At 60.2% G+C, this 22,023-nt stretch carries 12 protein-coding genes and 1 tRNA gene; 3 read left to right on the top strand and 10 right to left on the bottom strand.

Going from position 1 to position 22,023, the window contains the following annotated elements:
- Positions 1–70: 70 nt before the first annotated feature.
- Positions 71–1,348, bottom strand: coding sequence for a 4-aminobutyrate--2-oxoglutarate transaminase (gabT, locus tag K8I84_RS12340; protein WP_223795077.1), 1,278 nt, complete (start codon positions 1,346–1,348; stop codon positions 71–73).
- A 231-nt stretch (positions 1,349–1,579) separates the two neighbouring features.
- On the opposite strand from gabT, the gene K8I84_RS12345 reads away from it, so the two are divergent.
- Complete coding sequence (locus K8I84_RS12345) at positions 1,580–3,367, top strand: ABCB family ABC transporter ATP-binding protein/permease (protein ID WP_223795078.1); 1,788 nt, start codon at positions 1,580–1,582, stop codon at positions 3,365–3,367.
- A gap of 7 nt (positions 3,368–3,374) precedes the next feature.
- On the opposite strand, the gene recD is transcribed toward K8I84_RS12345, so the two are convergent.
- The 4 genes from recD to K8I84_RS12365 form a co-directional block, all read right to left on the bottom strand.
- Positions 3,375–5,600 carry an exodeoxyribonuclease V subunit alpha gene (gene recD / locus K8I84_RS12350; protein ID WP_223795079.1) on the bottom strand — a complete coding sequence of 742 codons (2,226 nt, stop codon included), beginning with the start codon at positions 5,598–5,600 and terminating at the stop codon, positions 3,375–3,377.
- Entirely contained in the window at positions 5,597–9,325 is a 3,729-nt protein-coding gene (gene recB / locus K8I84_RS12355) for an exodeoxyribonuclease V subunit beta (RefSeq protein WP_223795080.1), read from the bottom strand. Before recB ends, recD begins: the two co-directional genes overlap by 4 nt.
- Positions 9,322–12,897 carry an exodeoxyribonuclease V subunit gamma gene (recC, locus tag K8I84_RS12360; RefSeq protein ID WP_223795081.1) on the bottom strand — a complete coding sequence of 1,192 codons (3,576 nt, stop codon included), beginning with the start codon at positions 12,895–12,897 and terminating at the stop codon, positions 9,322–9,324. The genes recB and recC overlap by 4 nt, the downstream gene beginning before the upstream one ends.
- Before the next feature lie 202 nt (positions 12,898–13,099).
- A complete protein-coding gene (locus K8I84_RS12365; RefSeq protein ID WP_223795082.1) occupies positions 13,100–13,390 on the bottom strand; it encodes a DUF6482 family protein in 291 nt (96 codons plus the stop codon).
- Positions 13,391–13,531: 141 nt separating this feature from the next.
- Between K8I84_RS12365 and K8I84_RS12370 the strand changes: the two genes are divergently transcribed.
- Positions 13,532–13,972 (top strand): DUF4864 domain-containing protein, encoded by a 441-nt coding sequence (locus tag K8I84_RS12370; RefSeq protein WP_223795083.1) that lies wholly within the window; start codon positions 13,532–13,534, stop codon positions 13,970–13,972.
- Between the two features lie 45 nt (positions 13,973–14,017).
- Here the strand turns inward: K8I84_RS12370 and K8I84_RS12375 are convergent, their stop codons facing one another.
- Positions 14,018–16,381 (bottom strand): EAL domain-containing protein, encoded by a 2,364-nt coding sequence (locus K8I84_RS12375; RefSeq protein WP_223795084.1) that lies wholly within the window; start codon positions 16,379–16,381, stop codon positions 14,018–14,020.
- Between the two features lie 222 nt (positions 16,382–16,603).
- On the opposite strand from K8I84_RS12375, the gene K8I84_RS12380 reads away from it, so the two are divergent.
- Positions 16,604–18,142 carry a phospholipase D family protein gene (locus tag K8I84_RS12380; protein ID WP_263283147.1) on the top strand — a complete coding sequence of 513 codons (1,539 nt, stop codon included), beginning with the start codon at positions 16,604–16,606 and terminating at the stop codon, positions 18,140–18,142.
- Positions 18,143–18,196: 54 nt separating this feature from the next.
- Here the strand turns inward: K8I84_RS12380 and K8I84_RS12385 are convergent.
- The 4 genes from K8I84_RS12385 to glyQ form a co-directional block, all read right to left on the bottom strand.
- Positions 18,197–18,273 (bottom strand) — tRNA-Pro (locus tag K8I84_RS12385).
- Positions 18,274–18,287: 14 nt separating this feature from the next.
- Complete coding sequence (gene gmhB / locus K8I84_RS12390) at positions 18,288–18,866, bottom strand: D-glycero-beta-D-manno-heptose 1,7-bisphosphate 7-phosphatase (RefSeq protein WP_223795086.1); 579 nt, start codon at positions 18,864–18,866, stop codon at positions 18,288–18,290.
- A 30-nt stretch (positions 18,867–18,896) separates the two neighbouring features.
- Entirely contained in the window at positions 18,897–20,978 is a 2,082-nt protein-coding gene (glyS, locus tag K8I84_RS12395; protein ID WP_223795087.1) for a glycine--tRNA ligase subunit beta, read from the bottom strand.
- Positions 20,979–20,980: 2 nt separating this feature from the next.
- A complete protein-coding gene (glyQ, locus tag K8I84_RS12400; protein ID WP_223795088.1) occupies positions 20,981–22,006 on the bottom strand; it encodes a glycine--tRNA ligase subunit alpha in 1,026 nt (341 codons plus the stop codon).
- Positions 22,007–22,023: the final 17 nt, after the last annotated feature.

A 22,023-nucleotide genomic window follows, 5' to 3' on the forward strand; every position in this document is an offset into this window, starting at 1 on the left:
GGACCGAAGGCGAAACCGGCGGCGGACCCCGTAAATGGTTCACACCGCCGGCGATTAAGGCTCGTTTACATCAGGCGCCGGCTTCCTTCAGGCACTCTTCAACGATATTCAGACCCTCTTCCAGCACCCGGTCCTCAATGGTCACTGGCATCAGGAAGCGAAGGGTATTGCCGTACATGCCACAGCTGAGCAGGATCAGCCCCTTCTCCTTGGCCTTCTGGGTAATGCTTGCGGCCAGCTGTGGCATGGGTGTCCGGCTGGATTTGCTTTCCACCAGTTCGAAGGCGGCCATCGGGCCCAGATTGCGAATGTTGTCCACATGCTCGAACTGTTCCTGCCACTGGCTGAACCGCTGGCTCAGTTTGTTGCCGAGCTCATTGGCCTTATCCAGAATATTCTCTTCCTTGAACACATCGAATACCGCCAGGGCTGCCGCACAGGCCGTGGGGCTGCCGGTATAGGTCCCACCCAGGGAGTTCGGGCCGGAGGCATCCATATACTCGGCGGTGCCGACGATGGCGGAGATGGGCATACCATCGGCCATGCTCTTGGCCATGGTCATGATGTCCGGTTCCACACCACTGTGCTCGATCGCGAACATCTTGCCGGTGCGGCCGAAACCGCTCTGAACTTCGTCGACAATCATCAGGATGTCGTTATCGTCGCAGATCTTCCGGATTTCTTTCAGGAAGCTCGGCGGCGCCGGGTAGAAACCACCCTCACCCAGTACCGGCTCCAGAATGATGGCAGCGGTATTGGCAGCGGGGGAGTCGGCTTTCATGGTCATCCTGAGCCCACGGAGGGCCTCTTCCTCGGACACCCCGTGATAGGGCACCGGGAAAGGCGCGCGGTACACCGAGCCCGGCATAGGGCCGAAGTCGGTCTGGTAGGGCGCAGCCTTGCCATTCATGGCCATGGTGTAGAAGGTCCGGCCGTGATAACCCCCGTCGAAACAGATGACGTTGGTTTTTCCCGTGGCCGCCCGCGCAATTTTTACCGCGTTCTCCAGAGCCTCAGCACCGGAGTTCGCCAGCATCACCTTGCCATGGCCCCGGACCGGAACCACGCCGCTGAGGCGCTCTGCCAGCTTTACATAGCCCTCATAGGGCATGACGGTCTGGCAGGTATGCATCAGTTTGTCGAGCTGGGCCTTGACCGCGGCCACCACTTTCGGGTGACGGTGTCCAATGTTGAGCACCCCGATGCCGCCCGCGAAATCAATCAGCCGGTTACCATCGGCATCCCAGATTTCCGCGTTACTGGCGTGATCGGCAAACTGGTCACTGGCACTGGCGGCCCCGGCGGCCACATAGTGCTTTTTGAGGGCTTGCAGTTCTTTGTTGCTCACAGTCCCGTCTCCTCCATGGCTTCGTCTTTTGAAGATTCATTCATCAGTGTAGGGATTCCCGCAAGGAACAACAAACCAGCACATTGCATAGCTGATCGTCTTCCGCCTTGAATCGCGGTGGCTGAGCGCTGTGCAGCTGGGGCGGAAAATTTCGGGTAGACTCTTCCCTTCGGCTTTCCCAGCGGCCACTGGCAACGCTCTCTGGCTGCCCCACTCTCAAGGAAGACGCCCTTGCGCTCATTTGCCGACCATGACTACCCCGCCAACCACAAGCCCGACTGGAGCCTGATTGCCCGTTTGTGGCCCTACCTGATGGAATACCGGGGCCGTGTGATTCTGGCGCTTGGCCTGCTGGTGCTCGCCAAAGTGGCGACGGTCGCCACCCCGGTTGCGCTCAAATACATCGTTGATTACCTCGATCAGACCCGGCCTGAGGAACTCCTGCTGTGGGTTCCCGTTGCACTGGTCGTGGCTTACGGCATGCTCCGGTTCGGCTCCACCCTGTTCGGTGAACTCCGGGATGCGGTTTTCGCCCGGGTCGCGGAGCGGGCCATGCGGCGGGTCTCCCTGCAGGTGTTCGAGCATTTGCATGAACGGGAGCTGGCCTACCATCTGGACCGGAAAACCGGCGCCCTGGCCCGGGATATTGAGCGGGGCACCAACGGCATCAGCTTCCTGCTGAGGTTTACCCTGTTCAACATTGTTCCCACCCTGCTGGAAATCCTCATGGTGGCGGCCATCCTCCTCGTGGTGTTCAGTGCCAGCTACGTGGTGGCCATACTGGTGGCCGTGGTGGTGTATGTGCTGTTTTCCGTCAAAGTGACCGAGTGGCGCACCCGGTTTGTCCGGGAAGCGAATGACCGGGATAACCAGTCCAACACCCGGGCGGTGGACAGTCTGTTGAACTATGAGACGGTCAAATACTTCAATAACGAAGGCTACGAGGCCGAACGCTACGACCGGGATCTGGAGCAATGGGAAAGTGCCCGGCTGAAGAACCGGCTGTCACTGGCGGTTTTGAATACCGGTCAGGCGCTGATCATCGGCCTGGCCCTGATCGGCCTGATGGCCATGGCGGTGCGTGAGGTGGCTGCCGGCGAGATCACCCTGGGGGATCTCACCATGATCAATGCCTACCTGATTCAGTTGTTTATTCCCCTGAATGCCCTGGGGTTCGTCTACCGGGAAATCCGTCAGGCGCTGGTAAACGTGGAGCGCCTCTTCGGCCTGTTAGCCGATAAACCCGCCATTGTGGATGCACCCGGTGCCAAGCCCCTGACGGTGGCCCAGGGGGAACTGGCGTTTGATCGAGTTTTCTTTGCCTACCGTCCGGACCGGGCCATTCTGACTGACGTGAACTTCCGGATTCCCGCCGGCCATAAGGTGGCCGTGGTTGGTCCGAGCGGCGCCGGCAAGTCTACCCTCGCCCGCCTGGTGTTCCGATTTTTCGATGTAGACCAGGGTAGTATCCGGATCGATGGCCAGGACATCCGGGAGGTGACCCAGGACAGCCTGAGAGCCGCGATCGGGGTGGTACCCCAAGACACGGTGCTGTTCAACGACACTCTGTATCAGAACCTGGCGTATGGCCGTCCAGACGCCACCGAGGCGGAAGTGTACGAAGCGGCCCGGATGGCCAATCTGGAAGGGTTTATCCACAGCCTGCCCGACGGCTACGAAACCCGTGTCGGCGAGCGTGGTCTGAAGCTGTCCGGTGGCGAGAAGCAACGGGTTGCCATTGCCCGGGTGATTCTGAAAAACCCGCCCCTGCTGATTCTGGATGAGGCGACGTCTTCCCTCGATTCCCTGTCCGAACACGCCATTCTGGGGGCTTTGCGAGAAGTCAGTCGCCAGCGAACCACGCTGGTGATCGCCCACCGTCTGTCAACCATCCGCGACGCCGACACCATCCTTGTTCTGTCCGACGGACGGATCGTTGAAAGTGGGGATCACCTGTCCCTGCTGGCACTGAATGGCGAATACGCCCGGATGTGGCATCAACAGCACCAGTCGGACTGAGCTTGCGTCAGTCCTGCCCCAGTAACCCGGCCAGGCCAGAGGCCCTGACCACCCGTTGCTGAACACTGTCGCGGAGTACCCGGGGATCGCCGGTAATCAGGCTGAACCAGTGTTTGGCGCGGGTAATGCCGGTGTACACCAGTTCCCGGGTCATCACCGGGCTGAGCCGGTCCGGCAACACCAGGCAGGTGTGGGTGAACTCCGAGCCCTGGGATTTGTGCACGGTCATGGCAAACACCGTTTCGAATTGCTGGAGCCGGCTGGAGGATATCCAGCGGATCTCGCCGGAGCCGTCAGAGGCCGGGAAGGCGACCATCGGCATGGGTTTGGCGTCCTGGCCCCATGGCACCCGGAAGGTGATGCCCACATCGCCGTTCATAAGGCCCAGATTGTAATCGTTGCCGGTTACCATGACCGGACGGCCATTGTACCACGGGCCCTCACCGGTTCTGATCAGGCCCTTGCCCGAGAAATGCTCAACCACCAGCTCATTCAGGCCATCCACGCCCCAGGGCCCCTGTCGTACTGCGCACAGAATCTGAAAATCCGCGAAGGCTTCCAGAACCTGCCGGGCCAGCTGCTCCCAGTCCGAGCGTGGGTTCCGGGCGTTGAGATTATGATCGTTCATCAACTGAAGATAATGGCCATAGCCTACCGGGGGCCTGACCTCGGTGCCCCGGACCTGGCGGTCTTTACCGGCATTCTGAAAACACTCGGGACTGCCCGTAACCGCGTGATTGGCGATCAGCTGTTGCAGATCTCCAGGCAGTTTTACCGGCGTATCCGGGCCCAGCCAGGCGAGATCGTTGAACGACTTGTCACGACACTTGTGCAGCAAGTCGTCACTCAACGCGCTGTTGTTCACCGCGTCGGCCAGCGCCTTGATGCCACTGTTTTCCTCGAACCGGTAACTCCTGCGCAGCATGGCAACCGCCTGGTCCAGGCCCCGTCCATCCCCCTGCTGCAGATCCTCCGGTAACTCGTAGCCCGTTACCTCCCTGAGCCACTGGGCTGTCTCCGCGCTGTAGTGGCCCTCGAAAGCGCGCTGGCACAGTTCCCCCAACACCGCACCGGCATCCACCGACGCCAGCTGATCTTTATCCCCCAGCAGGATCAGTTGGGCGTGTTCGGGCAGAGCGTCAAACACCGACGCCATCATATCCACATCCACCATGGAGGCTTCGTCGATCACCAGAATATCCGCTATCAGCGGATTCTCCCGATCATGACGAAAGCGGCGGGAGTCAGGCCGGCTGCCGAGCAATCGATGCAGGGTAGTGACCCTGGTGGGAATATCATCCTTTTGCAGGGAGCCGGATAGTTCATCCCACGGCAGCTCCTCGACCGCTTTACTGATCGACTCATTCAGCCGCGCCGCCGCCTTACCGGTGGGGGCTGCCAGGCGAATCCGGAACACCCGGCAAGCCTGCCCATTGTTGACCCTGGCACCTGCGATCGCCTGAAGGGCTGCCAGGAGCTTCACGACCGTGGTGGTTTTGCCGGTACCCGGGCCACCGGTAATCACCGCAAACCGGTTTCTGGCCGCCAGGGCACAGGCCAGCTTCTGATAGTTCACCCCGCCGTCGGGATTCTGCCTGAACAGCCGAGACAGGGTTGTCGCGAGCATTCTGGCAGGTTCCGAATTGACGTCCGTGAGCTCGGTGGGGGCGGATAACCGGGCGTTGATCCCTTCGGCAATCTGCTGCTCGCAACGCCATAAACGGCGAAGGTAGAGCTTGGTTCCCGACAAGATCAATGGTGTAGTCAGTGAGCCATTACTTACGGTAGAAGATCCATTCAGAGCGGCCATGCAGGTTTCCACCGACAGCTCGCTGAGGATGTCCTCCGGCATCAGACAGGCTTCAGCGCCGTCGGTTCGGTGGCCGTCTTCCGGCGGTAGTGGCAGGGTGCTTCGGGGGGCGCTCAGCAGGGCATGCAGGTCGATACACACATGCCCGCGACCGACCTGGTGGGATACCAGTGCGGCCAGCAGAATGACGATGGGATCCAGCGGTTCCCCCTGCTCCGTGGATGACTGCCGGAGAAACCGGGCGAACTCCACATCCAGTGGTTGCAGCCAGTCATTTCCTCGCCATTGCGCCAGCAGGCCCATCATGGCCTCTGAGTCCCCCAGGAGGGTCTGTGGTTCGGACTGCTCTGGTGCAGAGGTGTCGGGACTGTCGGTGTCCAGATCGAGCGCAAACTGCAGATCAGACGGTCGCTTCGGGCTCATGCGGCCACCTCCCCTTTTCTTGTCCCGCCATCGAACAGGGTATCCAACGCTTCGATCAGTTGTCTTGGTGGCTTATCCACAAAGGCGCCCGAGGTCGGTCCCCGGTATCCCCGCAGGAACAGGTAAACCGCGCCTCCCATATGCTCGTCGTAGCTGTAGTCTTTCAATCGGTCCTTCAGCAACCGGTGCAGGGCCAGCAGGTACAGCAGGTATTGCAGGTCGTAACGCTTGTCGAGAATGGCCTGGCCCATGGCCTGCTGGGTATAGGCGTTGTCGTCCTCACCCAGATGGTTGGATTTGTAATCCAGCACGTAATACCGCCCCTCGTGTTCAAACACCAGATCAATAAATCCCTTCACCATGCCGTTAAACCGGTTCTCTTCCGCCCGTGGGCGGTCGGCACCGTCCAGGGTGTTCTCGGTGGCAAGTTGGTCCAGGCGCCTGATCGAGACGTTCCGGCTTTCAAACCAGAACTCCAGTTCCGGCCGCACCGTGCCCAGATCCGTCAGGGCGGCCCGGGTATCGGTGGTGCGATCGAGTGGCAGGGGCGTCTGGATCAGCTCCAGCATCCATTGGCTCAGGGAGTCGGCCCATTCACCCCAGCCCCGGGTGGTACAGCGACGGGTCACGTACTGACGAAAGTTTTCCGGATCACGCGCCACAACGGCAAAACCCTGTTCGCAGCACCATTCCAAAAGTTCGTGCAGAAAGGTCCCGGCTCCGGCTCCCCGGGGAAAGTGGTGCTGGCTGTAGGTGGAGATCGCCGGTTGAGCATCGACATTATCTATCTTGCCTTCTTCACGCAGGTTCTGGCTCTCCGCATCTTCCATCTCGCCACCAAACACCACGCCACTGCCGGACAGGCCGGTGTATTCGATAGTGGAATAACTGGCAATCCACCAGTCTTCCCGCGCCTCGCGCAGGGACTCCAGCGCGGGGCCCAGGGCATCCGGCGCCTGCTCGGTGTATTCCCCGTGGCTGGGTTCCGGTAACGGCATCAACTGGATGGCGGGCTCAGGTTGAACCAGGGGTTCGAGGCACTGTGCGAGCGTCTGATCCTTGTTGTTATCGCCACCGATCAGGTACCCCAGGCCACTGTCGGTCCAGTCCTTGATGGCTGCCACACCCACCCAGGTTGCATGGCGGGCACGGGTCAGGGCCACGTAGAGCTTGCGGATGTCTTCCCCCAGCCGTTCCCGGTTGGCCCTGGCCAGAAGTTCGGCAGACGGATCAAAGGCCGTCACCAGTGTGCCCTGCTCGTCGTGAAAACGAACATAGGCCCGGCTGCCACTTTCTGCCCGGAAGGCGGTGCCGAACGGCAGGAATACCAGTGGGTACTCGAGGCCCTTGGATTTGTGCACGGTGATGACCTTCACCAGGCCCGCATCGCTTTCCAGTCGCAGGCTCCGGTGCTCGTCCTCTTCGTCGGCCGCTCGCAGGATCTGGGTGTAGTGATGCACCAGGGCGTGCTCGCCGTCCATCTGCAGGCTGTCTTGTTGCAGCAGCTCGGCGATGTGCAGAATGTCGGTAAGTCTTCGCTCACCGTCGGCCCGCTGCAGGAGCTGGGCGGGCACCTCGAAGTCCATGAGCAGGCTACGGAGCATGGGCAGGACACCCTGGGTCTGCCACTGGTGATGGTATTGCTCGAACCGCTTGATTTCCCGTTCCAGAGCGACTTCATCGGTAAGCAGCCGGTCCAGGTCCTGCCAGGAGCGCGCGAGGGTTGGTGTGGCCAGGGCGGCACGGGCCAGAGACAGTTGCCCGGGCTCGGCAACTGCCTTGAGCCAGCACAGAACTTCCTGGGCTTCCCTGGACCGCAGGACCGAATCCCGGTCGGACAGGTACACGCTCTTGATTCGCCGACGACCCAGGGCGTCACGAACCGCCGCGGCTTCGTTGCGGTTATTGACCAGGATGGCAATGTCCTGTGGCTTGACCGGTTCCAGATCCTCGGGATCCTCATGCAGGGCAAATCCGGCCCGCCCCACTTGCCCCAGGCTCAGCACGCGTGCCACTTCACTGGCACAGGTCTCGGCAACCAGATCGGTGGCTCGTCCCTTGGCCAGAGGCTTGGGAGCACCGTTTTTGTCTTCCTCGTCACTGTCGAGCGTCCAGAAGCTCAGGCTGGGCTGGGCCTCGCCATCAATGCACCACTGCCGCTTGGTGCCCTGTGCGTCGACGCCCTGAAACGGCAGCGGCGTGGTGTCGCCCCTGCCGAACAGGAACGCACCGTCGGAACGGTTCTGATCGGCGTAGTCGAAAACCCGGTTGACCGCCGCCACCATGGCTTCGGAGGACCGGAAGTTACGCCCCAGGGTCCAGGTTCGCTCCTGAACGCCCTGGCGCGCTTCCAGATAGGTATAGATATCCGCCCCACGGAAACCGTAAATCGCTTGTTTCGGGTCACCGATCATCAGCAGGCAGGTGTCGGCGTCGTTGTCCTCGACCCGATAGATCCGGTTGAAGATCCGGTACTGGGTCGGGTCGGTATCCTGGAACTCATCAATCAAGGCCACCGGGAACTGCCGGCGAATGGTAGCCGCCAACTGATCGCCCCGGGGGCCATGCAGGGCGGTGTCGAGCCGGGTGAGCAGGTCATCAAAGCCCATTTCGGAACGTTTCTGTTTTTCCGATTCCAGCCGATCGGCGACCCAGACACTGGCGTGTTTGAGAATATCCGACCGGGCACTGCCGGAATCCCGGGCAAAGTCCTTCAGCTCGGCGATGGCATCGAAGGCGGGATGTTCCGGGACCGGTCCTTCGCCCTTCAGAGCGCCGGCCAACCCGTCCGGGGTCTGATTGGTGAAACCGGCGGACTCGATTTTATCGGGCAGCGCGTCCCCGGATTCGGCCCAACCGGTGAGCAGCCCCCAGGCCTTGACCATGGCATTCTTGCTGGCCCCGTGCAGACGTTTGCCCTTATTCAGGTCGTCCAGTAGCTGCACTACCTCTGCCTGCCACTGCTGCCAGGGCAGAGCTTTCAGTTCCCGGGACCGTTCGCGCCGTTGCCGGACCAGCCGATCAATGGCCTCGCCCGGGTTGCCGGCGGGTGCTGGCAGCTTGTTCGCGTCCGATAACAGTCCCCGGATCGACTGCCTGAGGTCTTGCGGGGTTTTCCAGTGCCGCAGGGCTTCGTCCATCAGGCCGGTGTCCAGCGGGTAAATGAATGTTCGCCAGTAATCCCGAACCACATCGTCCAGCAATTCACCCTGGTCGGTTTCCAGGGTCAGCTTGAACAGGCTGCCACTGTCAAAGGCGTGTTCGCTCAGCATCCGGTTACACCATCCATGGATCGTGGACACCGCGGCCTCGTCCATCCATTCCGCCGCCAGTAACAGTTTCTTTCGGCATTCCGGCCAGGTGTCCGGGTCGGGATAGCTGTTGTCCCGAAGCTGGTACAGCAGCCTGGTTTCCGCGGTCGGTTCCTGAACCTCACCGGCGTCGGAAAACACCTCGGCGGCCTGGGTCAGCCGAGCCCGGATACGGTCCCGCAGTTCCTTGGTGGCGGCGTCGGTAAAGGTCACCACCAGCAGGTTCGGCGGCAGTATGCCGCTGGCCAGCGGGTTGCCGGCTGCCTGGCCGTGCCCCAGTACCAGGCGTACGTAGAGGATGGCGATGGTAAAGGTTTTGCCGGTACCGGCACTGGCCTCAATCAAGGTACTGCCGTTCAGGGGCAGGGTCAGGGGATCGAGGTTCGGACTCGTCTGGTTTGTCTCTGTGCTCATGCCTTCCCCTTGCTGGATTTCTTGGCGTGTTCCCACAGCGGCATATACAGGGCCCTGGCCAGGGGCTCGAATTCACTGCTGTCGAGAATGGCGTCGGGGTGATCAAAGCTGGTCGCCAGGTATCCCCTGTCCCGCTCAAGGGCATTGAGGTAGGCCACTTCTGCCTCGGACCGGGCGCGCTCAGGATCTTCTTTCTGCAACCAGGGAATCCAGGCAAAGGCGGTTTCGGCGTGCACTGGCAAAGCCCGGGTGGTGGCCGCCATCCAGGCCGAGATCAGGGCCTGGAAATGGCGCCGGGCGGTCTCAGGCGGTAACGGCTCGAACCGGAAACTGTTGTTTTCTTCCTTGCCGAGGATGCGGGTTTCGAACGGCCGGTCTGACAGCTGGCCGGCCAGGTGAATCACCCAGTCTTTCAGCAGGTTGGGGTACCGGATTTTGCCCGTTCTCCCGGCACCGGAAAGAAGACTGGAACCGGCGATCACCAGACGACACCGCTGGCCGTGTTCGTTTTGCCGCAGGTCGGCAATCAGGTCAGCAATCTCCACTTCCGCCTTCACCCCGCCTTCGTCGTTCTCAAAGGTGCTGGTGAATTCCTCCGGTTCGGCCAGCACCGCAGGCCAGTTGGCCAGTTCCCGTTGATAGCGATCGAACAGATTGGGCAGGCGAGGCTTCAATTCACTGCGCAGCCGGTGTTCGGTTACCCCCATACCCAGGTCGCCGCGCCGGGCCATCCGCGCCAGGGCCTGTTCCAGCCGGGCGTCCAGTTCTTCATGGCAGCCGGCTTTCAGCACCGCTTGCTGGATCAGTTCGTTGTCCAGTCGCCAGCGGTCCAGACCGGTCAGGTCAAAGGCTTCGTTGTCGGTGTCTTCCTCGGCCACTTCGTCGAAAAACACCTGCAGCCGCCGCTGGTAGAAGGTCTCTATCGGCCGTTTCAGGAAGTTGGCCAGATCGTTCAGGCTGATGGCCTCTTCTGGCTTCTGGTAAGGCAGGGGGCCCGACGTGTCAGGACGGTTCTGCACACCGTGGGCGGTGCGCCACTCCCGCTCATAGGTAAACAGATTGCCCGCCTGCAGAATCGCCGTGAGGGAGCTGACAGGCTTCTCCTCGTGCCCACCCTGTTCATTGGCCAGCGGGAAATACGCCCGGCTGAAGGGTTGCAGAGGGTGTTGGGTGGTCAGCGCCCGGGTCACGGATGTCCCGGTTTCCCCTGCCGGGTGCCAAAGGGCGTCGATGTGGTCCCGCAGCTGGCTGACCAGCACCGAGGGCGGACGTTCGGAATCGTCCCGGATACTGCGCCCTACCCAGCTGACGTACAGCTGTTCACGGGCCGACAGCAGCGCCTCCAGGAACAGGTAACGGTCGTCTTCCCGTCGGGAGCGATCGCCCGGGCGATAGTCGTTGGCCATCAGGTCAAAATCCACCGGCGGCCGGGAGCGAGGGTAATCGCCATCGTTCATCCCCAGCAGGCACACGTGGCGGAAGGGGATCGCACGCATCGGCATGAGGGTGGCGAAGTTGACTTTGCCGGCCAGGAAACGCTGATTCAGGCCGCCTTCATCCAGACCCGCGAGCAGCACATCCCGGACAATATCCAGTGGCAGAGGTTCTGCCGTTAGCCCGGCGGCAGCGGTATCGTCGAGCCACTGTTCGACCTGTCGGCGAAAACGGTTCAGCAGCAGCAGATCGTGCCCTTCCGCTTCCTGGAAAAAAGTTTCCAGCATAGCCGAGACCTGCTGCTCCCACGCTGCTGCTGAGCGGTCTTCCTGAAGGGCCGACCAGAGGCTTTCCAGGCATCCGAGAAACTCCGCCAGACGACCGGCCACGGCCGCTTGCAGGCCAGCCACTTCGCCGTAGGGTTCGATACCGGCCCAGGCTTCATCGTCACCCATACCATAGCCCAGCAGCATGGCCCGCAATCCGGACTGCCAGGTATTGCGTTCCAACTCTGCTGGCAGATCCAGGCTGGCGCGATGCTGCCCGTGCAGGCCCCAGCGGATGTTGGCACCTTCCACCCAGCGCCGGACCAGGGGAATCTCGGCTTCCTCGATCCGGAAGCGGGTTCGGATGCAGGGCACTTCCAGCAGGCTCAGGATCTCGCTGACACCGAAGCGACTGCGGGGCAGAGACAGCAGCGTTTCCAGCGCGATCAGCACCGGATCATGGTGGCGCTGGCCCTGATCCGAGATGGTGAACGGGATGTGTCGTCGGCTGCCGGGCTGATAGCGGCCGAAGACCGCCTGGATGTGCGGTGCGTAGACGTTGATGTCCGGCACCATCACCATCACATCCCGCGGGCGCAGGCGCGGGTCGGCATTGAACTCGGCCAGCAGCTGATCATGCAGGATTTCCACTTCCCGTTGCGGGCTGTGGGCGTCATGGAATCTCAGGGAGCGGTCCCGGGCCGGATCCAGCCGTCGATGTTCCGCGCGGATGTCCGGCAGGGGCGTCAGGTTATAGATGTCGTTCTGCAGCTGGTGCAGGATCCGGGGGCTCTGCGGATCCCCGTGGGCCGAGAAAATGTCGATTTTCTGGTCCGGCGTCTCCAGCTGACCCCGGTATTCTTCCGGGTTATCGAATTCATCCAGCAGGCGGATGTAATCCCTGCCCTGTTTGCCCCAGGCCGCCAGCAAGGGGTTGGCGTGCTGGTGCAGAAGCTCCGGGTCGGTCACCGCAGACAGAGTGGGATGCCTGGCTCCCCTTTTCCGCTGAGCGTTCAACAGGTCCCGGTCACTGACAATATCCGCCCAGTAGAACTGGCAGGGGTTGTGGACGCACAGCACCACCTGGGTGAACCGACTGAGAACAGACAGTGCCTCCAGGGCCTGGCGGGGCAACGAGGAGACGCCAAACACCACAATGCGCCGGGGCAGTCGGGCCGGGTTGGACGGCGCGGGCAGTTGCCTGCCCAGGTCCACAAACCGGGTGTGAATGCGGGACCGGCTGGTGTGTGACAGTCCTTCGGTATCCTGCACGAGGGAGTGCCACAAAACGGCCTGCCAGCGGGTTTCCGGCTCCAGCGGGCGCTCTTCGCCCCGGGCGGAGATGGTGATGTCCCGTCCCTCTTCCCACGCGGCCAGCCAGTCGGCACGGAATACCTGGTACTGGTCAAACAGGTCCGCTATTTTTTCCGCCAATTGATAGATCCGAAGGGCGGTGTTCTGGCCATCCATGAACCGGGCCAGGGGGGAAAAGGCCGAATCCTGTCCTTCCAGGTCTGGCAACATCCGGTACAGGCGCCACACCAGTCGTTGTTTATCAAAGGGAGATTGCTCCGGTACCTCACCCTCGGGTAGCACCGCCCGGTAGGCCTGCCAGATAAATCGGGCCGGGAACAGGAAGTCCATGCCGGCGGCAATGCCCAGCCCGCCTTCGGAGCCATCCTCGGAACGTTTCTCGGCCAGCGCCAGCTTCAGCCACTGGGCGATCCCGTTACTTTGCACCAGAAAGGTTTCGCTCTCCAGGGGTGGTAATGGGTGCTCCCGGCACAGGAAGACCACCGCCCGGCGGAGGTCTTCCAGGTGGTTGGCGTGAATGGCGTAGAAGCCAGGCTGGGTGGCGGAGTGGTTGGCCATGAAACTCCCTGTGCGGAAAACCTGCGTGCGACTCTATACAGGGTATCGCAATCGGGAAGAAAATCAGACCGTTATCCGACCCAATATATCTGAACGTCAGGGCGGGGGCGGTCGCATTGAACGGATGTGCCTGAGCACAAAAAAGAGGGTCATGGCTACCCTCTTCTGACTGCTTCGAACAACTCGGTCAGCGACCTACAACCTACAAGGGGACTCGCATGGATTCGGAGGTGGTGACCGGCATGCCGATCATCTCATCGGTGCCGGTCGGCGGTATGACTTCGGTCTTGGTGACCGACATGCCGTGAAACGCGTCGCGGGCTGCGCAGGCGCCGGAAAACATCATGACCCGATCCTCTTCATCGGTCAGCACGTAGCCGTGCCCTCCCACGTAAAACCGGGCCATGTAGTAACGCCCCTCCATCGACACGATCTCTAACATATCGATGGTCTGCTTTTTCAACGCTTTCATTGAACTCAACTTCATATGCATCGAGAGTCTCCCGCTTGCGGTTGAACCATGAAGACTTATACGGCGGTGATTCGTTGTCAGGTCAAAAATTAACCAGAAAACGATCTGAATGATTGGTGATGGCGTAAACTGAAGTGAGGCTGCTTAGAGGAGGGTTTGGTCATGCAAACCACACGAGCTGCACACCGAGGCTGGTCGGTACTGCCCTTTCTGATCGTCAGCGCCTGGACACTACTGCCAACTCTGCTGCACGCCGAAGATGAAACCGATGTGGCGATTCGAGACGCCATCATCCGGCAAATAGAAGCGTTCGCCAACGACGATGAAGAGGGAGCCTGGACGTATGCCTCGGAAGGCATCAAGCGCCGATTCGAGTCGTCAGACCAATTTGTGGACATGGTTCGGGAGCATTATCCGGCGGTCCATGGTGCGAGCGGCATCGAGTTCGTTAAACGCATCCCACACGGCGCCTTTGAGATTCAGACCGTGAAAATCAGCGGGCCGAACGGACTTCACTGGGACGGCTACTATCGAATGGTGAAAATCCGGGGAGAATGGAAGATTGCGGGCGTGCGCCTGGCGCCGTCTGACCCCGGAATATGACCCCGACAAGATTGAGATCTGGAGGAATGAGCGAGGCGAGCAGGATCAGCTCGCCTCGTACCGGTTTTCCCACGTGAAACGTCTGGCCCACTCCATGACCTCTGCGAACGGAACGGGCTTACTGTAAAGGTAGCCCTGGCCAATCTCGCAGCCCAAGTCGATAACCTGCTCTTCCAGATCCTGAGTTTCGATACCTTCTGCCACGGTTCGGCGATTGAAGCTCTGGGACAGATTTGCGATGGCCTGCACGATCATGGCGTTCTCGCCGTCACGGGTCATGCCCTGAACAAACGACCGGTCGATCTTGATCTCCTGGGCCGGAAGCATCCGGAAATAGGTCAGGGACGAATAACCGGTGCCGAAGTCGTCGAGGGAGATACCCACCCCCAGCTTTTGGCAGATACCCAGGTTTCGGATAACACGGTCGGTGTCGTCCAGTGCCGTTGTCTCGAGGATCTCCAGGGTCAGGCGCTTCCGTACTTCCGGGTTACGCCCTTCCAGCGCTTTTTCAATATCGTCCGGGAAAGGCTCACTCAAAAAATGAGATGGACTCAGGTTGATGCTCAGGGTGTAAGGCAGCCCCTGCTCTATAAATCTTTCCACCACTTCAACCGCGGAGTTCAGAACGAACAGACCCACTTCCCTAGCGTATTCGGTGTACTCAATTTGCTCCAGGAACCGATACGGGCTCAACACGCCTTCTTCCGGATGGTTCCAGCGAATCAGTGCTTCGAAGCCGTCGATGGTCTGTTCCTTCAGATTCAGCTTTGGCTGGTAATAGAGTACGAGCTGGTTTTCTTTCAGGGCGGTATCGATTTGTTCCAGCACCCTCACCCGCTCTTCCCGGCTCTGGTGGGTTTCGAGGTCGAACAACTTGTAGCCGTTCTTGCCCGATTCCTTGGCGGCGTACATGGCTTGGTCGGCGTGACGCAGCAGCAGGTCGGTGTCCGCATTGTCGTTGGGGTAGACGGTCACTCCCATACTGGCGGATAAACTCAGTATCAGGTGGTTGTGCTTGATCGGCTGGCGAATGGCTTCCAGCAAGCGGTTGTATACTTTGGAGCAATCCACATCCCGCAGGATGGCCACAAACTCGTCCCCGCCCAGTCGACCCACAGTATCGTTACTCCGCACCGTCGATCGCAGGCGGTTGGCAACGGTCTTCAGCACGGCATCGCCAACCGAGTGACCATGCTCATCATTGATAGCTTTGAAACCGTCCAGGTCAATGAAACAGACAGCCAACCGCCCCTTGCGTTTGTCCGCCTCAGTGACTTCCTGATGAAACACTTTGGTCAGGCGGCGGCGGTTGGGCAGACCGGTGAGAGTGTCGTAATTGGCGGCTTTCTCCAGGCTTTTCTTGTGCTCCAGCTTTTCCTCGTACAGTCGCTTGTGCCCGATCAGATTACCGATGGTTTGCAGCAGCGGCGCGAGTTCCTCGGCCAGACCTTTTCGATAACCCTCAAGCCGGTTGGCCAGCCCGATCAGACCGACCTGTTTCTCACCGGAAAACACCGGAATGCCAATGTAGGTATTCAACTGTGGGTGACCTTGCGGCAGTCCACCACCCCGGGGATCTTCGGTGACGTTGTCCGAAATAATGACTTCGCCAGTCATCATCGGACGACCCAGAAGGTTATCCACGTTTTCAAACACCATGCCCCGGCGCTCAATTTGCTGGTAAAAGGCTTCGGTTTCGTCGCTCCAGGCAATATTGGATATGGCATCAATCTGCAGGAACGGCTGGTCTGATTCCCTGTGGCGCACTTCACCAATGAAACCAAACTGGCTGCCGGTCAGGGTCAGCAGGTCGTGAAGCACCTGTTCGAAAGCGGCCCGATCGTCGGTGCTCGACAGGAACATATTCTGGGCGCGGTGAATGGCTCGGTTCATCAGGGAAATCTGAAGGTAATCGCCCTTGTCGGCGGCCACTATGGAGCGCTCAAGTTCATCCTCGATGATGCTGGCAAGACTCCTAAGGACGTCCAGATCCAGGTCGGACACAGACCGTGGACGGTCGTCGATGATGCACAGGGTACCAATGCGGAAGCCGCCGGGCTCACGAACCGGCATGCCGGCGTAAAAACGGAAGTTGTGGGGCTCGTCCAACAGTGGATTGTCGCAGAAGCGGGTATCTTTGGTGGCGTCTATCACCACCATCACGTCCTCTTGCTGTATGGCGTAGTCGCAGAAGGCAATGGAGCGGGGAGTTTGTTCGAGTTCGGTGCCCTGACGGGATTTGAACCACTGCCGGTCATTATCCAGCAGCGAGAACAGCGCGATCTTTACGCCGTAGTGGCTCCGGGCAATGCGAGTGATGCGTTCAAATCGATCTTCTGGTGGGGTGTCGAGGACTCCAAGCTTTTCCAGTGCGGCCTGACGTCGTCTTTCTAATTGGATGGTCGCCATACAGATGCCTTCAAAGGCTGCAAAAGCGTCCAATATTACACAAAAGATTTGTAACAATCAGACAACATATTGATGTAAAAAGTTTTAAGTTAGGCGCGCCATGACAAACCGGCTGTCACGGACTAACTTGAAAAGGTGAACCAGGAGATCATTCCTTGTCGCCAGCCGGCGTCAACGGTGCAGAGGAAAGGTGCCGTGCCCCATTATTCAGTGTTTCGCTCAATGCCTGTTCTGGCCTTGTTGATGGCTGTTGCCGTTCTGTCCGGCTGTGCACTCCCGGCGATGAACGATCGCCCGGGCAGCAGTGCCCTGTCATTTCAGTACACCTCGGATACCCGGCTGGGCGGTGCCATTGCCCCGGCGCTGGAAGACAACGAAGGGCTGAGTGGCATCGTGCCCCTGGCGGACCCTTACGATGCCTTTGCGGCCCGGGTGCTTCTGGCCGAGGGCGCCGATGCCTCGCTGGATGTTCAGTATTACATCTGGCAGAACGACATTACCGGCACCATGTTGCTCTACTCCCTTTACCGGGCGGCCGAGCGTGGGGTTCGGGTGCGCCTGTTACTGGACGACAACGGGATTGGTGATCTGGACAACGCGCTCGCTAGTATGGACGCCCATCCGAACATTGAAGTCCGGCTGTTCAACCCGTTTGTCACCCGCAGCCCCAAATGGATGAATTACTTTGTCGCCTTTCCCCGCCTGAACCACCGCATGCATAACAAATCGTTCACCGCCGACAACCAGGCGGCCATTATTGGTGGCCGCAACATCGCGGATGAATACTTTGGGGTTGGCGAAGGTGCCCTGTTCACCGATCTGGATGTGCTGGCGGTGGGTCCGATCGTGGATCGGTTGTCATCGGATTTCGATATCTACTGGGCGTCGGACTCAGCGTACCCGGCAAACCTGATACTGCCGGAACCTGAGGACGATCAGCTGTGGGAAACCATGTCCAATGCCCAGGCACTGGAAGCCAGTGACGAGGCACTCGAGTACGTCGAGGCCGTGGAGCGCTCTAACTTCTTACAGAATCTGCTGACCGGCGATCTGGAGTTCACCTGGGCACCGGTAACCATGGTGAGCGACGACCCGTCCAAGGCACTGCAGGAAGCAGATAAGGAAGATCTGCTCAGTGAACAGCTGAAGGTTGCCCTGGGCGAGCCGACCGAGCTGGTGACCCTGGTGTCCCCTTATTTTGTGCCGGGCAAACGGGGTGTGGATATCTTCCGGAAACTGGAAGAGCGAGGGGTGGATGTGCGGATCCTGACCAATTCGCTGCAGGCCAATGACGTAGCCATGGTGCATGCCGGTTACGCCAAGTACCGAAAACCCCTTCTGGAAGCGGGCGTGGAGCTGTACGAGATGCGCCCCCAGGGGGACCGTGAATCGGTTGAACGACGCCTCACTCAGGGATTATCCGGCAGTTCCTCGTCCAGCCTTCATGCCAAGACCTTTGCCATTGATGGTGAAACCCTGTTCGTGGGCTCGTTCAATTTCGATCCCAGATCCACCAACCTGAATACCGAACTGGGGTTTCTGATCGAAAGTGAAAAACTGGCCGGTCAGCTCGATACCTACTTCGATGAGCGGGTACCCATGGTGGCTTACGAAGTGATGCTGGATGACGATGGCGATCTGGAATGGATCGAGCGTAACGGTGACGAGGTGGTCCGTCATGACCATGATCCGGAGAGCGGCCCGTTCAAACGGATGATGGTGATCTTTTTCTCACTGATGCCCATCGAATCGATGCTGTGAGACGGAACCTGGCGAAGAGCAGGTAACGGAAAAACTAAAGAAGGGAGGGAATAGTGGTCGGCGTGGCAGGATTCGAACCTGCGACCCCTTCGTCCCGAACGAAGTGCGCTACCAAGCTGCGCCACACGCCGATCAACGGCCGGTATTATACGGATTCGATCTGCTTTTGCCAGCCCTCGGACGACAAAAGGGCATCGGCAAAACTACGGAGGTTATCGAAGACCGGGACCTGGACGCGGGGAATCGGGCGTTCCGCCAGATGACGCTCGGTATCCAGGCCGTTCCCGGTCCTCACCAGCGCTACATCACACCCGGTCGATACACCTGCCTCGAGATCCTTGCGACTGTCACCCACCATGATGGCGCCCTTCAGAGAGTCCAGACGGTAATGGGCGCGGATCTGTTCCAGCAGACCGATCCGGGGCTTCCGGCACCGGCAATAATCATCGGGGTGATGGGGGCAGTAGGTTATCAGGTCGATGCAGCCGCCGGCCGCTTCTACCAGGCCTTCCAGCTTGTCGTGCATGGCATCCAGGGCGTCTACGTCGTAGTAGCCCCGGCCAATGCCAGACTGGTTGGTGGCAATGGCGATGCGGTGGCCGGCGTGACACAGCCGGGCCACTGCTTCAATGCTGCCGGGAATCGGGTGCCACTCATCAGGCGAGCAGATATAACTGCCATCGTACTGATTGATGACCCCGTCCCGATCCAGGATGATCAGCATGCGCTGCTACTGCTCCGGTCGTCCTGGCGCTTAACTGTTGGACGGCAGGAGGGAAATGTCCGCCACCCGCAGGAACAGGTTACGCAGACGGTTCAGCAGCGCCAGCCGGTTGTTCCGGATCGCCTCGTCGTCCGCCATCACCATCACTTCATCGAAGAAGTTATCCACAGTTTCGCGCAGGCTGGCCAGGGAACGCAGGGCACTGGCGTAGTCACCCTGCTCGAACAGGGGCACCACGGTGTCGGCTTGCTGGTCGATCTGCTCGGCCAGGGCTTTTTCCGTTGCATCCTGAAGCAGGCTGGCGTCCACGGATTCACCGACAGCATCCCCACCCTGCTTGGTCAGGATATTGGACACCCGCTTGTTGGCCGCCGCCAGGGCTTCGGCCTCTGGCAGCTGGCGGAAACTTTCCACCGCCTTGATCCGACGGTCGAAGTCCAGCGGACGGGTCGGGCGACGGGCGTGCACCGCCAGGTAGACTTCGGCGCGAATGCCCTGCTCTTCGTAGTGGGCACGGAAACGCTCGAGCATGTAATCCACCACCGAGGCGGCGGTGTTGCTCTCGGTCAGCACCGTGAAGTTATCCTCGGCCCACTCGCAGCAGGTCTGCAGGTCCAGCGGCAGTTCGCGCTCAATGATGATGCGCAGAACACCCAGGGACGCACGACGCAGGGCGAACGGGTCGCGGGTACCGGACGGCGGCTGGTTGATGCCAAACAGGCCCACCAGGGAATCCAGGCGATCGGCCAGTGCCACGGCACAGCCTGTCAGGGTGGTCGGCAGGTCGTCGCCGGCGTGTCGCGGCATGTACTGCTCGTTCAGTGCCTTGGCTACATCCTCGGCTTCACCATCGTTGATGGCATAGTACTGGCCCATGATGCCCTGCAGATCGGTGAACTCCAGAACCATCTCGGTGACCAGGTCGGTCTTGGCGAGCATGGCGGCGCGCTCGGCCTTCGCAGGATCGCCACCGATAGCTTCGGCAATTTTCCTGGCTAGTGCAGCGACACGCACCGACTTGTCGTAGATGCTGCCGAGCTTTTCCTGGAACACGATCGGCTTGAGCTGGTCGATACGCTCTTCCAGCCTGGTCTTGCGATCGGTCTCGTAGAAGAAAGCGGCGTCCGACAGGCGCGGACGAATCACTTTTTCATTGCCTTCAATGACCTGCGCCGGGTCTTTGCTCTCGATGTTGGCCACGGTAATGAACAACGGCATGATCCGGCCATCGCCATCCACCACGTGGAAGTACTTCTGGTGCTCTTCCATGGAAGAAACCAGTGCTTCTGCCGGCACTTCCAGGAAACGTTCCTCGAAACGGCCCATCAGCGGAACCGGCCACTCGTTCAGTGCGGTCACCTCGTCCAGCAGGTCATCATCGATCACCGCTGTGCCACCGGCTTCGCTCTTGGCCAGCTGTGCCACGCCCGAACGGATCATATCCCGGCGCTCGGCGAAGTCAGCGATCACATACCCTTCCTGCTTCAGTACGACTTCGTAATCGCTGGGGGTCGGGATGATCAGTGTCTTCGGGCTGTGGAAACGGTGACCCCGGGTCTGGTTGCCGGTGGTCAGGCCCATGATTTCGGCATCAATAACCTTGTTACCGAACAGCAGGACGACCCAGTGAACTGGGCGGACAAACTCGGTGCGGTGGGCACCCCAGCGCATGCGCTTGGGAATGGGCAGCGCTGCGAGAGATTTTTCCACCAGCTCGGGCATCAGGTCTTCGGTGGCCCGGCCCTGCTCCACCGTGCGATACACCACCCAGGCGCCCTTGTCGGTTTCCAGGGTGTCGAGGGCATCCGGGGTCACACCCAGGGAGGTGGCGAAACCGGTCAGTGCCCGTGTCGGGTTACCGGCATCGTCGAAGGCCGCTTTGACCGCCGGGCCGCGTTTTTCTACAGACTTGTCTGGCTGGGCATCGGCCAGATCACGGATCCGAACCGCCAGCCGGCGTGGCGCGGCGAAGGCTTCTACCCTGCCAAACTCGATGCCGGCTTCTTTCAGGCCCTTGGCGATACCCTGAGTGAAGGCATCAGACAGCGGCTTGAGTGCTTTCGGGGGCAGTTCTTCCGTACCCAGTTCGACCAGAAAATCCTGAGTTGCCATGATTATGCGTTCCCCTTTTCCTGCTGTGCTTGCTTCGCTTTCTTACCCTTCTTCTTTTTGGCGGCGTTATCGGCGGCCTCGGATGCGGCCAGAACCTCCTGCCGGAGGTTGTCTGGGGCAAGCGGGAAGCCCAGCTGCCGTCGGCTGTCGAAGTAAGCCTGGGCCACGGCCCGAGCCAGGGTACGTACGCGCAGGATAAAGCGTTGACGCTCGGTCACGGAGATCGCGTGACGGGCGTCCAGCAGGTTAAAGGTGTGGGAGGCCTTGAGAACCTGCTCGTACGCGGGCAGGGCCAGACCGGCTTCGATCAGTCGGGCACTTTCACGCTCGTGGACATCGAAGCTGTGGAACAGGAATTCGGTATCGGCGTGTTCGAAGTTGTAGGTGGACATTTCCACTTCCTGCTGGTGGAACACGTCACCGTAGGTGACCACACCCTCGGGGCCTTCGGTCCAGACCAGATCGTAGACGCTGTCCACACCCTGCAGATACATGGCAATCCGCTCAAGGCCATAGGTCAGCTCGCCGGTGACCGGATAGCATTCCAGGCCGCCGACCTGCTGGAAGTAGGTGAACTGGGTGACTTCCATACCGTTCAGCCAGATTTCCCAGCCCAGTCCCCAGGCGCCCAGTGTGGGCGATTCCCAGTTGTCTTCGACGAAGCGGATATCGTGCACCAGCGGGTCCAGCCCCAGGGCCTTCAGGGAGTCGAGGTACAGCTCCTGAATGTTGTCCGGAGACGGCTTCAGAACCACCTGGAACTGGTAGTAATGCTGCAGGCGGTTGGGGTTTTCACCGTATCGGCCATCGGTCGGGCGACGACTGGGCTGAACGTAAGCGGCGTTCCAGGTTTCCGGGCCGATGGCCCGCAGGAAGGTGGCCGGGTGGAAGGTACCGGCGCCCACTTCCATATCCAGGGGTTGCAGCACAACGCAGCCGTGCTTTGCCCAGAAATTCTGAAGAGCCAGGATCAGACCCTGAAAGGTCTTGATGTCCGGAGTAGTCGTTTTCGTTGCCTTGTCTGTCACGACGAATGCCTATAGAT

Source organism: Marinobacter sp. F4216, from assembly GCF_019931195.1.
Lineage (GTDB): Bacteria > Pseudomonadota > Gammaproteobacteria > Pseudomonadales > Oleiphilaceae > Marinobacter > Marinobacter suaedae.

Excerpts from the sequence above, each read along its gene's own strand:
- recD (WP_223795079.1), bottom strand. The coding sequence starts at position 5,600 with ATGAGCCCGAAGCGACCGTCTGATCTGCAGTTTGCGCTCGATCTGGAC.
- recB (WP_223795080.1), bottom strand. The coding sequence starts at position 9,325 with ATGAGCACAGAGACAAACCAGACGAGTCCGAACCTCGATCCCCTGACC.
- recC (WP_223795081.1), bottom strand. The coding sequence starts at position 12,897 with ATGGCCAACCACTCCGCCACCCAGCCTGGCTTCTACGCCATTCACGCC.
- K8I84_RS12365 (WP_223795082.1), bottom strand. The coding sequence starts at position 13,390 with ATGCATATGAAGTTGAGTTCAATGAAAGCGTTGAAAAAGCAGACCATC.
- K8I84_RS12370 (WP_223795083.1), top strand. The coding sequence starts at position 13,532 with ATGCAAACCACACGAGCTGCACACCGAGGCTGGTCGGTACTGCCCTTT.
- K8I84_RS12375 (WP_223795084.1), bottom strand. The coding sequence starts at position 16,381 with ATGGCGACCATCCAATTAGAAAGACGACGTCAGGCCGCACTGGAAAAG.
- K8I84_RS12380 (WP_263283147.1), top strand. The coding sequence starts at position 16,604 with ATGCCTGTTCTGGCCTTGTTGATGGCTGTTGCCGTTCTGTCCGGCTGT.
- gmhB (WP_223795086.1), bottom strand. The coding sequence starts at position 18,866 with ATGCTGATCATCCTGGATCGGGACGGGGTCATCAATCAGTACGATGGC.
- glyS (WP_223795087.1), bottom strand. The coding sequence starts at position 20,978 with ATGGCAACTCAGGATTTTCTGGTCGAACTGGGTACGGAAGAACTGCCC.